Source organism: Streptomyces sp. NPDC111628 (assembly GCF_055635195.1).
The window spans coordinates 636,426-650,208 of the sequence record NZ_JBVKBZ010000002.1 but is presented as its reverse complement, the minus strand read 5'-3'; the positions used below and the strand labels follow the sequence as shown (position 1 = coordinate 650,208).

Below are 13,783 nucleotides of genomic sequence, written 5' to 3'. Positions count from 1 at the left end.
CTGTGACGCGACGACTTGCTCAGGTGGCGAAGAAGGTTGGGGTCAGCGAGGCCACGGTCAGCCGGGTGCTCAACGGCAAACCGGGGGTCTCGGAGACGACCCGGCAGTCCGTGCTGAGCGCGCTGGACGTCCTGGGCTACGAGCGGCCGACCCAGCTGCGGGGCGAGCGCGCCCGCCTGGTCGGCCTGGTCCTGCCCGAGCTGCAGAACCCCATCTTCCCCGCGTTCGCCGAGGTCATCGGCGGCGCCCTCGCCCAGCAGGGGCTGACCCCGGTGCTGTGCACCCAGACCAAGGGCGGCGTCTCCGAGGCCGACTACGTCGAGCTGCTGCTCCAACAGCAGGTCTCCGGAGTGGTGTTCGCGGGCGGCCTGTTCGCGCAGGCGGACGCCCCGCACGACCACTACCGGCTGCTCGCCGAGCGCAACATCCCGGTGGTGCTGATCAACGCGTCGATCGAGAACCTCGACTTCCCGTGCATCGCCTGCGACGACGCCGTCGCCGTCGAGCAGTCCTGGCGGCATCTGGCGTCGCTGGGCCACGAGCGCATCGGCCTGGTCCTTGGCCCCTCCGACCACATTCCCTCCCGCCGGAAGCTGGCCGCCGCCCGCGACGCGGCCCGGGCCGCGGGCTCGGAGCTGCCCGAGGAGTTCGTCGAGCGGGCCATGTTCTCCCTGGAAGGCGGCCAGGCAGCCGCCACCCGCCTCCTGGAACGCGGCATCACCGGCATCATCTGCGCCAGCGACCCCCTCGCCCTCGGCGCCGTCCGCGCCGCCCGCCGCCACGGACACCACGTACCCCACGACGTCTCCGTCGTCGGCTACGACGACTCCGCCTTCATGACCTGCACCGAACCACCCCTCACCACCGTCCGCCAACCCATCGAAGCCATGGGACGCGCCGCCGTCGACCTCCTCTGCGCACAAATCCAAGGCACCGAAGTCCCCCACGGCGAGCTGCTCTTCGAACCGGAACTCGTGGTCCGGGGCTCTACGGCGCAGCCGGCCGCCGACTAGGGGCCTCTCAGCACCGTCCTGTGACCGCAAGTCTCTTGCGGGAAATGGCAGTGGCTTGCGGCTACCCGACGTAGCTCGTGAAAGCCGCTGATCCGAGGCATGCCCCAGCGCCTGCCCGGCCCTCACCCACCTCACCCGGCCCTGCGGCATGTCCACTTCACGCTGTCCATCCTGTAGACGACTCAACATTTCTCTGCAACTCTGCGAGCGCTCCGCGTAAATGCCAGAGAACATTGAGTGTCTACCTGATGTGGGGACAGATGAGAAACCGGAACTGGAGATCGCGGGCCCTGTGCACCGTGGTCGCGACCAGTCTCCTGGCGTTGGGAGGACCGCTGCTGTCGGCCACGGCCGCCGGTGGCCCCAACATCGCCGTGGGAGACGCCACCGCGGCGAGCAGCTCGCACGGTGAGTACGGCGCCGCCAACATCACCGACGGCAACCAGGGCACGTACTGGCAGAGCGGCGGCGGCAGCCTGCCCCAGTGGGTCCAGACCGACCTCGGTGCCACCGAGCGGATCGACGAGGTCGTCCTGAGACTGCCCGCCGGCTGGGAGAGCCGCGATCAGACGCTCTCCGTCCAGGGCAGTGCCGACGGCTCGGGCTTCAGCACGCTCAAGACGTCCGCCACCTACGCCTTCGACCCGGGGTCGGGCAACACGGTCACCGTCGCCTTCCCCGCCACCCAGGCCCGGTACGTGCGGGTGAACATCACGGCGAACACCGGGTGGCAGGCGGCCCAGCTCTCCGAGCTGGAGGTGCACGCGGCCGGGGAGTCGTCCGTGAACCTCGCCGCCGGCCGGCGGCTGACGGCGAGCAGTTCCACGGGCGCGTACACCCCGGGCAACGGCAACGACGGCAACAAGGCCACCTACTGGGAGAGCGGCAACAACGACCTGCCGCAGTGGCTCCAGGCCGACCTCGGCTCCGCGCGCCGGGTGAACCGCGTCGTCCTGCGGCTGCCGGACGGCTGGCCGACCCGCAGCCAGACGCTGAAGATCCAGGCCAGTGACAACGGCTCGGACTTCACCGACCTGACTGCCGCGAAGGCGTACACGTTCGACGCGGCGGGCGGCCAGTCGGCCACGGTCACCTTCGACGCGGCCACCGCGCGCCATGTCCGGGTCCTGGTGACGGCCAACACCGGCCGGCCTGCCGCCCAGGTCTCCGAGCTGGAGGTCTACGGCCCGGAGACGGGTGACACCCAGGCGCCCACGACCCCGGCGAACCTCGCGTTCACCGAGCCCGCCACCGGGCAGATCAGGCTGACGTGGAACGAGTCCTCGGACGACACGGCCGTCACGGGGTACGACATCTACGCCAACGGCGATCTGCTGACCTCGGTCGCGGGTGACGTCACCACGTACACGGACACCAGGCCGGCCGGCACCACGGTCACCTACCACGTGCGCGCCAAGGACGCGGCCGGCAACCAGTCGGGCGACAGCAACTCGGTCACCCGCCGCGCCGACACCGGCGACACGCAGGCACCCACCGCGCCCTCGAACCTCGCCCTCACCGAACCGGCCGCCGGGCAGGTCAAGCTGACGTGGACCGCATCCACCGACGACAAGGGCGTCACCGGGTACGACGTCTACGCCAACGACAAGCTCCGCAAGAGCGTCGCCGGTGACGTCACCACCTACACCGACACGCAGCCGGCGTCGGCGAACGTGACCTATTTCGTGCGGGCCAAGGACGCGGCCGGCAACGTGTCGGGCGACAGCAACTCCGTGATCCGCAACGGCACCAAGGACGGCTCGAACCTGGCCGTCGGCAAGCCGATCACCGCCTCGTCCCACATCCACACCTACGTCGCCGAGAACGCCAACGACAACAGCACCTCGACCTACTGGGAGGGGGCGGCGGGCAGCTACCCGAACACGCTGACCCTGAAGCTGGGCGCGAACGCGGACGTCGACAGCGTCGTCCTCAAGCTCAACCCCGACGCCGGCTGGTCCAGGCGCACCCAGAACATCGAGGTGCTCGGCCGCGCCCAGGACGCGTCCGGCCTCACCTCTCTGGTGGCCGCGAAGGACTACGTCTTCGACCCCGCGAGCGGCAGCAACAGCGTGACGATACCCGTCGGCGAACGGGCCGCGGACGTCCAGCTGAAGTTCACCTCCAACAGCGGGGCGACGGCCGGGCAGGTCGCCGAGTTCCAGGTCGTCGGCACCCCGGCGCCCAACCCGGACCTCGAGGTGACCGGGCTGACCACGTCGCCCGCCTCCCCCGTCGAGTCGGACGAGATCACGGTGGCCGCCACCGTGCGCAACAGCGGTGCCGCGGACGCTCCCGCCGGCAAGGTCGCCGTCCGGCTGGGCGACACCAAGGTCGCCACCGCCGACGTCCCCGCGCTGGAGGCGGGTGCGCAGCGCACGGTCAGCGCGTCCCTCGGGGCACGCGAGGCCGGTTCGTACGAGCTGAGCGCGGTCGCCGACGAGGCGAACGAGATCATCGAGCAGAACGAGACCAACAACACCTACACCCGGCCCGATCCACTGGTCGTCAAGCCGGTGCAGAGCTCCGACCTGGTCGCCGTCGCCGTCACCACCTCGCCGTCCAGTCCGGCCGCCGGTGACGACGTGACCTTCAAGGTCGCGCTGAAGAACCAGGGCACCCAGGACTCGGCGGGCGGCAGCCACGCGGTGACGCTCGCGCTGGTCGACTCCAAGGGCAGCACGGTCAAGACCCTCAACGGCGCGCACTCCGGTGTCATCGCCGCCGGCTCGACGGCCCCGGCCGTGGGCCTCGGCACCTGGAAGGCGGCCAACGGCTCGTACTCCCTGAAGGTCACGGTCGCCGACGACGCCAACGAACTGCCGGTCAAGCGGGAGAACAACACCTCCACCCAGCCGCTGTTCGTCGGGCGCGGCGCGAACATGCCGTACGACATGTACGAGGCGGAGGACGGTACGGTCGGCGGCGGTGCCACCGTGGTCGGGCCCAACCGGACCATCGGTGACATCGCGGGCGAGGCGTCCGGCCGCAAGGCCGTCCACCTGGACAAGACCGGCGAGTACGTCGAGTTCACCACGAAGGCGGACACCAACACCCTGGTGACCCGCTTCTCGATCCCGGACGCGCCGGGCGGCGGCGGCATCGACGCCACGCTGAACGTGTACGTCGACGGCGTCATGAAGAAGGCGCTGCCGCTGACGTCGAAGTACGCCTGGCTGTACGGCGCCGAGGCGTCGCCGGGCAACTCCCCCGGTGCGGGCGCCCCGCGGCACATCTACGACGAGGCACACATCGTGCTGGGCGAGACCGTCCCGGCGGGCAGCACGATCCGGTTGCAGAAGGACGCGGCGAACACCTCGGACTACGCGATCGACTTCGTCAACCTGGAGCAGGTCTCCGCGGTGCCGAACCCCGACCCGGCGGCGTACGCCGTACCGGCCGGGTTCACGCACCAGGACGTGCAGAACGCGCTCGACAAGGTCCGCATGGACACCTCCGGCAAGCTGGTCGGCGTGTACCTGCCGCCCGGCGACTACCAGACGTCGAGCAAGTTCCAGGTGTACGGCAAGGCGGTGAAGGTGGTCGGCGCCGGTCCCTGGTTCACCAAGTTCCACGCGCCCACCACGCAGGACAACACCGACATCGGGTTCCGTGCCGAGGCGAGCGCGAAGGGTTCGACGTTCGCGAACTTCGCCTACTTCGGCAACTACACGAGCCGCATCGACGGGCCGGGCAAGGTGTTCGACTTCTCCAACACCTCGGACATCGTGATCGACAACATCTGGAACGAGCACATGGTGTGCCTGTACTGGGGCGCCAACACCGACCGGATGACGATCAAGAACTCCCGGATCCGCAACATGTTCGCCGACGGCATCAACATGACCAACGGCTCGACCGACAACCTCGTCTCCAACAACGACGCCCGGGCGACCGGAGACGACAGCTTCGCGCTCTTCTCGGCGATCGACGCGGGCGGCGCGGACATGAAGAACAACCTGTACGAGAACCTCACGACGACGCTGACCTGGCGTGCGGCGGGCCTGGCCGTCTACGGCGGCTACAACAACACCTTCCGCAACATCCACATCGCGGACACCCTGGTCTACTCGGGCATCACCATCAGCTCGCTGGACTTCGGCTACCCGATGAACGGGTTCGGCACCGATCCGACGACCTTCGAGAACGTCTCGATCGTCCGGGCCGGCGGGCACTTCTGGGGCGGGCAGACCTTCCCGGGCATCTGGGTGTTCTCGGCGTCCAAGGTGTTCCAGGGGATCAGGGTCAACAACGTCGACATCGTCGACCCGACCTACAGCGGCATCATGTTCCAGACGAACTACGTGGGAGGTCAGCCGCAGTTCCCGATCAAGGACACGGTCTTCACCGACGTCTCCGTCACGGGCGCGCACAAGAGCGGCGACGCCTTCGACGCCAAGTCCGGTTTCGGCCTGTGGGCCAACGAGATGCCCGAGGCGGGGCAGGGACCCGCGGTCGGTGAGGTCACCTTCAACGGGCTGACGCTCGGCGACAACGCCGTGGACGTCCGCAACACGACGTCCACCTTCAAGATCATCCGCAATCCGTAGTCATACAAGGAACGGACTGGCGCAAGTCTCTTGCGAGACTTGCGCTAGTCTTGCGTTTGTGACGCGACGACTTGCTCAGGTGGCGAAGAAGGTTGGGGTCAGCGAGGCCACGGTCAGCCGGGTGCTCAACGGCAAACCGGGGGTCTCGGAGACGACCCGGCAGTCCGTGCTGAGCGCGCTGGACGTCCTGGGCTACGAGCGGCCCACCCAGCTGCGCGGCGAGCGCGCCCGCCTGGTCGGCCTGGTCCTGCCCGAGCTGCAGAACCCCATCTTCCCCGCGTTCGCCGAGGTCATCGGCGGCGCCCTCGCCCAGCAGGGCCTGACCCCGGTGCTGTGCACCCAGACCAAGGGCGGCGTCTCCGAGGCCGACTACGTCGAGCTGCTGCTCCAACAGCAGGTCTCGGGGGTCGTCTTCGCCGGCGGCGGCCTGTTCGCGCAGGCGGACGCCCCGCACGACCACTACCGGCTGCTCGCCGAGCGCAACATCCCCGTGGTGCTCGTCAACGCCTCCATCCCCGATCTCGGCTTCCCCTGCATCGCCTGCGACGACGCCGTCGCCGTGGGACAGTCCTGGCGGCATCTGGCGTCGCTGGGCCACGAGCGCATCGGCCTGGTCCTTGGCCCCTCCGACCACATCCCCTCCCGCCGGAAGCTGGCCGCCGCCCGCGACGCGGCCCGGGCCGCGGGCTCGGAGCTGCCCGAGGAGTTCGTCGAGCGGGCCATGTTCTCCCTGGAAGGCGGCCAGGCAGCCGCCACCCGCCTCCTGGAACGCGGCATCACCGGCATCATCTGCGCCAGCGACCCCCTCGCCCTCGGCGCCGTCCGCGCCGCCCGCCGCCACGGACACCACGTACCCCACGACGTCTCCGTCGTCGGCTACGACGACTCCGCCTTCATGACCTGCACCGAACCACCCCTCACCACCGTCCGCCAACCCATCGAAGCCATGGGACGCGCCGCCGTCGACCTCCTCTGCGCACAAATCCAAGGCACCGAAGTCCCCCACAGGGAGCTGCTCTTCGAACCGGAACTGGTCGTCCGCGGCTCCACGGCGCAGGTTTCCATCCGGTAGCGGGAACCCGGCATCTTCAACGTCCTGTCAAACATTTACGAAATCAGCGCGAGATATTGCGCTCACTTGTTCACGGTGGTTGAGTGAGCGGCGCCCCACAACGCATCGGCGGTGGGGCGCCTTCCACGTTCATGCCCGAAGGGGACCACCCATGAGAAGTGCTCGGTTCCGCCGTACTCGCCGTGCCGGCGCCATCACGCTCGTCTCCGCCCTCACCCTGACCGCTCTTGCCGCCTGCGGCACCAGCAGCAGTGACGACGGCGGCGGTTCCGAGGGCGGCAGCGGGTCCTCCGACCCGGCCGCTCCGCTGGACCCGAAGACCAAGGTGACGATCACCATCGACTGCATGCCGCCGAAGGCGAAGGCGGCCGAGCTGAAGGAGTGGCAGGAGGACGTCAAGGAGTTCAACAAGACCTACCCCAACGTCACCATCGAGGGGCGCTCCACGCCGGGCCAGTGTCTGGAGCCGCCGCGCTTCACCGCGATGCTGAAGGCCAAGTCCCAGCCCGACATCTTCTACACGTACTTCACCGACCTGCCCCAGGTGCTGGACAACGACGGCGCCGAGGACATCACGGCCTACGTCAACGACAAGACCGTCCCGGCACTGGGGGACATCGACCCGAACGTCCTCGGCTCGCTCAAGCACGAGAACAAGCTCTACGGCCTGCCCACGAGCAACTACACGATGGGCCTGCTGATCAACCGCAAGCTCTTCGAGAAGGCCGGACTCGACCCGGACACCCCGCCGCGCACCTGGGACGAGGTCCGCACCGCCGCCAAGAAGATCGCCGACCTGGGCGACGGCATCGCCGGCTTCGGCGAGTACAGCGCGGGCAACACCGGCGGCTGGCACTTCACCGCGCAGATGTACAGCCGCGGCGCCGACGTCGTGGACGAGAGCGGCAAGAAGGCGACCTTCAACAACCAGGCGGGCAAGGAGGTCGCCGAGAACCTCCACGCCATGCGCTGGGAGGACGAGAGCATGGGCAAGACCCAGCTGCTCAAGTGGGGCGACCTCCAGAAGCAGATCGCCACCGACAAGCTCGGCATGTTCCTCGCCGCGCCCGACGACATCACGTACATGGTGCAGCAACTCGGCGCCGACTACGAGAACTTCGGCATGGGCCCGATCCCGGGCGCGAAGAACACCCTGGCCGGCGGCAACAGCTACATGATCAAGAAGGGGATCTCCCCCGACAAGATCAAGGCGGCCGTCGCCTGGCTCAACTTCGAGAACCTCACGGTCGGCAAGGGGCAGTTCGACTGGGCCCGCAAGAAGACGGACAAGCTGCCGGTGGGCCTCCCGCAGCCCAACTTCTGGCTGAACGAGTCGAAGAAGAAGGACGACGCGGCCCGGATCGAGCACGCCACGATGCCGGTCGAGAACTTCAAGTCGTTCATGGACAACCCGGTCCCGGGCCTGGCCGAGCCGCCGAAGGCCCAGGAGGTCTACAAGGTCCTGGACAACGTGATGTCCGGCCTCCTCACCAACGAGGACGCCGACGTCGACAAGCTGCTCTCCACCGCGGAGCAGCAGGTCAACCAGGTTCTGGCCACGCAGTGACCGGCTCCCTCGGGGGGCGGGCCGCACCGCCCCCCGGGGCCCATGAGATCAGTCCCAAGGAGCGACGATGTCGGCCCCCAGCCTGACCCCGAGCAAGGCGGCCAGAGCCCGCCACGCCCAGCCGCCGGTGGACGGCCCGCCCCAGCGCGGCGGGTCGTTCGGCAGGAGCCTGAAGCGCAACCTCACCGCGCACGGCTTCCTGATCGGAGCGGTTCTCTGCTTCGCGTTCTTCTCCTGGTACCCGATGGTCCGGGAGTTCTTCCTCGCCTTTCAGAAGACGGACCAGGGCGAGGTCTCCTGGGTCGGCCTGGAGAACCTGGAGACGGTCTTCAACGACCCGGCCTTCTGGCAGGCGTGGCGCAACACCGCGCTGTTCACCGTGCTGGCCCTGGTGCTCGGCTTCGCGGTGCCGTTCGTCGTCGCGATCGTCATCAACGAACTGAGGCACGGCAAGGGGTACCTCCGGCTGCTCGTCTACCTGCCGGTGATGCTGCCCCCGGTCGCCTCGGTGCTGCTGTTCAAGTACCTGTACGACCCCGGCTACGGCATGCTCAACGAGGTGTTCGGGTTCTTCGGACTGCCCGAGCAGCAGTGGCTGCAGGACCCCGACCTCTCCATGCTCTCGGTGGTCATCGCGTCGACGTGGATGAACATGGGCGGCGCGGCCCTCATCTACCTGGCCGCACTCCAGGGCATCCCGGGCGAGCTGTACGAGGCGGCGGAGCTGGACGGTGCCGGGCTGCTGCGCAAGATCTGGCACGTCACCATTCCGCAGACGCGGCTCATCCTCTCGCTGATGCTGCTGATGCAGATCATCGCCACCATGCAGGTCTTCGTGGAGCCCTTCCTGCTCACCGGCGGCGCCGGCCCCGAGGGTTCGACGACCACGGTCGTCTACCTCATCTACCAGTACGCCTTCAACTTCAACAACTACGGTGCCGCGGCGGCCCTCGGCCTGCTGCTCCTCGTACTGCTGGCCGGCTTCTCGGCGGCGTACGTGAAGCTCAGCCGCGCCGAGGACGAGTAGAGCCGGGGGAATCCACAGATGTCCACACGCACACTCATCTCACCGGCCCAGCTCGCCCGCCCGCGCGGCAAGGCGCTGTACTGGGTGGTCTTCGGCCTCGTCGTCGCCCTGTTCACCGTGGTCTTCCTCGGCCCGATGTACTGGATGGTCTCCAGCGGCTTCAAGGACACCCAGGAGGCCGTGCAGACCCCGCCGACGCTCTTCCCCGAGTCCTTCGAGCCCGACAACTACTCGCAGGCCTGGAACGTCATGGACCTGGCGAGTCTGCTGGGGAACACCCTGTTCTACGCGTTCGGCGCGCTCGCCTTCCAGCTGGTCTTCGACGTGGCGGCGGCCTACTCGCTGTCCAAGCTCCGGCCTCTCTTCGGCAAGGCCATCCTCGGTCTGATGCTGGCGACGCTGATGATCCCGGCGACCGTGCTGGTGGTGCCGCAGTACCTGACGGTGCTGGACGTGCCGATCTTCGAGCGCAACCTGCTGAACACGCCGTGGGCGATCTGGCTGCCCTCGGTGACCAACGCCTTCAACATCTTCCTGCTGAAGCGGTTCTTCGACTCGATCCCCCGGGAGCTGCTCGACGCCGCCTCCATGGACGGTGCCTCGCCGATGCGCACCCTCTGGTCGATCGTGCTGCCGATCTCGCGGCCGATCCTCGGCGTGGTCTCCATCTTCGCGATCGTGGGCGTCTGGAAGGACTTCCTCTGGCCCATGCTGACCCTGCCCGACCCGGCCAAGCAGACCCTGAACGTCGGGATCTACTCCCTGTCGAACGGGGTGCCGATGAACGTGTTGATCGCGGCGCTCACCATGGCCTCACTGCCGACGCTCATCATCTTCCTGATCTTCCAGCGCAACATCATGAGCGGACTCACCGCCGGAGGGCTCAAGGGCTGAGGGCGCCAGGGCCGGGGCGCCTGCCGCCCGCCCTGCCTTCCCTTTCTCCCCTCCCTCCCGGCTCGTCCCGTCAACCTTCGCCGCCGGCCTGTCCGACGCCCGCTCTGTCCGGGCCGGCGGCGAAGATCCACCCTGCCCGAAAGGACCGTCACGTGGCAGCCCCCAACTCGCACCGCACCGAAGACTGGTGGCGCGACGCCGTCATCTACCAGGTGTACCCCCGCAGTTTCGCCGACGGCGACGGCGACGGCACCGGTGATCTCGCGGGCGTGAGGGCGAGACTGCCCTACCTCGCCGAACTCGGCGTGGACGCCGTCTGGTTCACCCCCTGGTACGTCTCCCCGCTGGTGGACGGCGGCTACGACGTCGCCGACTACCGCACCATCGACCCCGCCTTCGGCACCCTGGGCGAGGCCGAGAAGCTGATCGCCGAGGCCCGGGAGCTGGGCATCCGCACCATCGTCGACATCGTGCCCAACCACGTCTCCGACCAGCACGCCTGGTTCCGGGCCGCACTGGAGGCCGGTCCGGGCAGCGCGGAGCGGGAGCGGTTCCACTTCCGCCCCGGCCGCGGGGCCGGCGGCGAACTGCCGCCCAACGACTGGCCCTCCCAGTTCTCCGGCCGTACCTGGACCCGGGTCCCGGACGGCGAGTGGTACCTGCACCTGTTCACCCCGGAGCAGCCCGACCTCAACTGGGCCCACCCCGAGGTGCGCCGGGAGCACGAGGACGTGCTGCGCTTCTGGTTCGAGCGGGGGGTGGCGGGCGTACGGATCGACTCCGCCGCGCTGCTCGCGAAGGACCCCGCGCTCGCGGACTTCGTGGAGGGTGTCGACCCGCACCCGTACATCGACCAGGACGAGCTGCACGACATCTACCGATCCTGGCGCGAGGTCGCCGACGCCTACGGGGGCGTCTTCGTCGGTGAGGTGTGGCTGCCGGACGCCGAGCGCTTCGCGCGCTATCTGCGGCCCGACGAACTGCACACCGCCTTCAACTTCAACTTCCTGTCCTGCCCCTGGGAGGCGGACCGGCTGCGCCGCACCGTCGACGACACCCTGGCCGAGCACGCCCCGGTCGGCGCCCCGGCCACCTGGGTGCTCTGCAACCACGACGTGACCCGCACGGTGACCCGGTACGGCCGTGCGGACACCGGCTTCGACTTCGCGAAGAAGGCCTTCGGCACCCCGACCGACCTGGCCCTGGGCACCCGGCGCGCACGGGCCGCCGCGCTGCTGACGCTGGCCCTGCCCGGCTCCGTCTACCTCTACCAGGGGGAGGAACTCGGCCTGCCCGAGGCGGACATCCCGCGCGAGCGGATCCAGGACCCGATGCACTTCCGCTCCGGAGGCGTCGATCCGGGCCGGGACGGCTGCCGGGTGCCGCTTCCGTGGGCCGCCGACGCGCCGTACTGCGGGTTCGGCTCGGAGACCGAGCCCTGGCTGCCGCAGCCGGAGGGCTGGTCGGCGTACGCGGCGGACCGCCAGGACGCGGACCCGGAGTCGATGCTCTCGCTCTACCGCCGGGCCCTCGGCCTGCGGCGGTCCACGGCGGGGTTCGGCGACGGCGGCCTGGACTGGCTGCCCGCGCCGGACGGCGTCCTCGCGTTCCGGCGCGCGGGCGGCCCGGTGTGCGTCGTCAACCTGTCCGCGACGCCGATCGAGCTGCCCGCGCACAGCGCCGTCCTGCTCGTCAGCGGACCGCTGGACGAGGCGGGCCGGCTGCCGTCGGACACGGCGGTGTGGCTGCGCGCCTGAGCCGTCGCCGGGCGGCACCCCCCTGCCGGTGCGGACACCGAAGGGGGGTCCGCCGTCGCCGGTCGTCCCGTGGCAGGGCAGAATCAGGACAGGAGGCCGTGGGAGGAGGCGACGCGTGCGGGAACGAGCGTGGCTGGGCGGGCTCCGCCGCCCCCCGAATCCCCTCCTGAGCGGGCACCGGGCGGCACGGGGCGCGCTGCGGTCGATGTCGGAGGCGCTCGGCGCGCGCCGCCGCCTGGCCTGGCTGAACGCGGCGGACCTGAGCATCGGCACCACGCTGGACGTACGGCGGACGGCGGAGGAGCTGGCCGACTTCACCGTGCCCGAGCTGGCCGACGGTGCCGCCGTGGACCTGCTGGACTCGGTGCTGCGGTTCCAGGAGGGCGACCGGGTCACGGGAGGCGAGGCACCGCGGCTCAGGGCCATGGCGGTGTCGGAGGTCGAGGGCCTGGACCTGGCACCCGATCCCGTCGGCGAGCTGTCGGTGCACACCGCCGACCGGCTGGGGCAGCGGTGCCTCACCACCCGCCGGCCGGTGCTGGTGTCCCGGATGACGCGCGCCGACTTCGCCGTGATCGCCCCCTCGCGCGAGTCGTCGGACATCATGCGCCGGGCCGGCGTCCACTCCTACCTGGCGGTGCCACTGATCGCCCGCGGGGTGCTGCTGGGGCTCGCCGACTTCGTCCGGGCCGGGCATCGGGCACCGTTCAACCGGACCGACGTCGCGCTGGCCATGGAGCTGGCCTCCAAGGCCGCCGTCTGCATCGACAACGCCCGCCTCTACGGACGCGAGCGCGACCACGTGGTCACCCTTCAGCGGGCGCTGCTCCCCCGGTCCAGCCCGAGCACCCCGGGTCTGGACGTGACCTCGTGCTACGACCCGGCCGCCGATCCGGCCGCGGTGGGCGGCGACTGGTTCGACGTGGTCGCGCTGCCCAGCGGCCGCACCGCACTGATGGTGGGCGACGTGATGGGGCGCGGGCTGGCCGCCGCGGCGACCATGGGGCGGCTGCGCACGGTGGCCCGGACCCTGATGGCGCTGGACATCGCGCCCGAGCGGCTGCTGGCCCGGCTCGACCTGGCCGCCCGCGACCTGGAGGAGGACCAGGTCGCCACCTGCCTGTGCGCGGTCTACGACCCGTACCGCGGCACCTACCGCATCGCCAGCGCCGGACACCCGCCGCCGCTGCTGACCGGGCCGGACGGCACGGTGTCGTTCCTGGAGGTGCCCGCGGGGGCGCCGCTGGGGACGGGGGTGATCCCGTACGACCCGGTCGAGCGGCCGGTGCCCGAGCGGAGCCGGCTGACGCTGTACACCGACGGGCTGATCAGGTCGCGCACGGCCGACCTGGGCACCCAGCTGGAGCGGCTGCGCGAGGCGGTGGGCGGCGGCGTGCCCGAGGACGGCACCGAGTGCCGGTCGGTGGCCGAGCGGGTCGGCGGCGACCGGTCGGACGACGCGATCGTGCTGGCCGCCTTCGCCCGGCCGCTCGGTCCGGAGTGCGACGTGTACGTGCGGGCGCTGCCGCCGGACGGCAAGGCCGCCGGGCAGGCCCGTACGGCGGTGCGCGAGCAGTTGGAGCGGTGGGGGCTCCAGGAGCTGGTCGACACCACGGAGCTGGTGGTCAGCGAGCTGGTCGGCAACGCCCTGCGGTACGGGAACGCCCCCGGGGAGCTGCGGCTGCTGCGGCACGAGCGGTTGTCCGTGGAGGTCTCCGACTCCGGCCCCGACCTGCCGCAGATCCAGCACGCGGACGTGAGCGACGAGAGCGGGCGCGGCCTCCAGCTGATCAACATGATGTGCCGGCGCTGGGGCTCGTGCCGCACGCCCGACGGGAAGGTCGTCTGGGCGGAGCAGGATCTGCCGGTGCGGGCCGGGGCACCCGGCCCGCAGTAGCGTCCC

At 70.0% G+C, this 13,783-nt stretch carries 8 protein-coding genes; all 8 read left to right on the top strand.

Annotated features, from left to right (window positions below; translation table 11 throughout):
* Positions 1-2: 2 nt before the first annotated feature.
* The 8 genes from ACZ7MF_RS10715 (at position 3) to ACZ7MF_RS10680 (ending at position 13,777) form a co-directional block, all read left to right on the top strand.
* Positions 3-1,013 carry a LacI family DNA-binding transcriptional regulator gene (locus ACZ7MF_RS10715; RefSeq protein WP_356865859.1) on the top strand — a complete coding sequence of 337 codons (1,011 nt, stop codon included), beginning with the start codon at positions 3-5 and terminating at the stop codon, positions 1,011-1,013.
* Positions 1,014-1,273: 260 nt separating this feature from the next.
* Positions 1,274-5,563: a discoidin domain-containing protein gene (locus tag ACZ7MF_RS10710; protein WP_471475806.1), complete on the top strand. Its 4,290-nt coding sequence runs from the start codon at positions 1,274-1,276 to the stop codon at positions 5,561-5,563.
* A 58-nt stretch (positions 5,564-5,621) separates the two neighbouring features.
* Complete coding sequence (locus tag ACZ7MF_RS10705; protein ID WP_471475805.1) at positions 5,622-6,635, top strand: LacI family DNA-binding transcriptional regulator; 1,014 nt, start codon at positions 5,622-5,624, stop codon at positions 6,633-6,635.
* A gap of 151 nt (positions 6,636-6,786) precedes the next feature.
* Positions 6,787-8,202: an extracellular solute-binding protein gene (locus ACZ7MF_RS10700; RefSeq protein ID WP_471475804.1), complete on the top strand. Its 1,416-nt coding sequence runs from the start codon at positions 6,787-6,789 to the stop codon at positions 8,200-8,202.
* Positions 8,203-8,269: 67 nt separating this feature from the next.
* The gene (locus tag ACZ7MF_RS10695) at positions 8,270-9,229 is read left to right on the top strand and encodes a carbohydrate ABC transporter permease (protein WP_471475803.1); all 960 of its coding nucleotides are present in this window, start codon (positions 8,270-8,272) and stop codon (positions 9,227-9,229) included.
* 18 nt (positions 9,230-9,247) lie between these two features.
* On the top strand, positions 9,248-10,123 hold the full coding sequence (locus ACZ7MF_RS10690; protein ID WP_471475802.1) for a carbohydrate ABC transporter permease: 876 nt from the start codon (positions 9,248-9,250) through the stop codon (positions 10,121-10,123).
* A gap of 152 nt (positions 10,124-10,275) precedes the next feature.
* Positions 10,276-11,880, top strand: coding sequence for a glycoside hydrolase family 13 protein (locus ACZ7MF_RS10685; protein WP_471475801.1), 1,605 nt, complete (start codon positions 10,276-10,278; stop codon positions 11,878-11,880).
* Between the two features lie 115 nt (positions 11,881-11,995).
* Positions 11,996-13,777, top strand: coding sequence for an ATP-binding SpoIIE family protein phosphatase (locus tag ACZ7MF_RS10680; RefSeq protein WP_471475799.1), 1,782 nt, complete (start codon positions 11,996-11,998; stop codon positions 13,775-13,777).
* The last annotated feature ends 6 nt before the right edge of the window (positions 13,778-13,783 follow it).

Bases quoted from the DNA above. Each gene is read 5' to 3' on its own strand.
- ACZ7MF_RS10700 (WP_471475804.1), top strand. From the start codon at position 6,787: ATGAGAAGTGCTCGGTTCCGCCGTACTCGCCGTGCCGGCGCCATCACG.
- ACZ7MF_RS10690 (WP_471475802.1), top strand. From the start codon at position 9,248: ATGTCCACACGCACACTCATCTCACCGGCCCAGCTCGCCCGCCCGCGC.
- ACZ7MF_RS10710 (WP_471475806.1), top strand. From the start codon at position 1,274: ATGAGAAACCGGAACTGGAGATCGCGGGCCCTGTGCACCGTGGTCGCG.
- ACZ7MF_RS10695 (WP_471475803.1), top strand. From the start codon at position 8,270: ATGTCGGCCCCCAGCCTGACCCCGAGCAAGGCGGCCAGAGCCCGCCAC.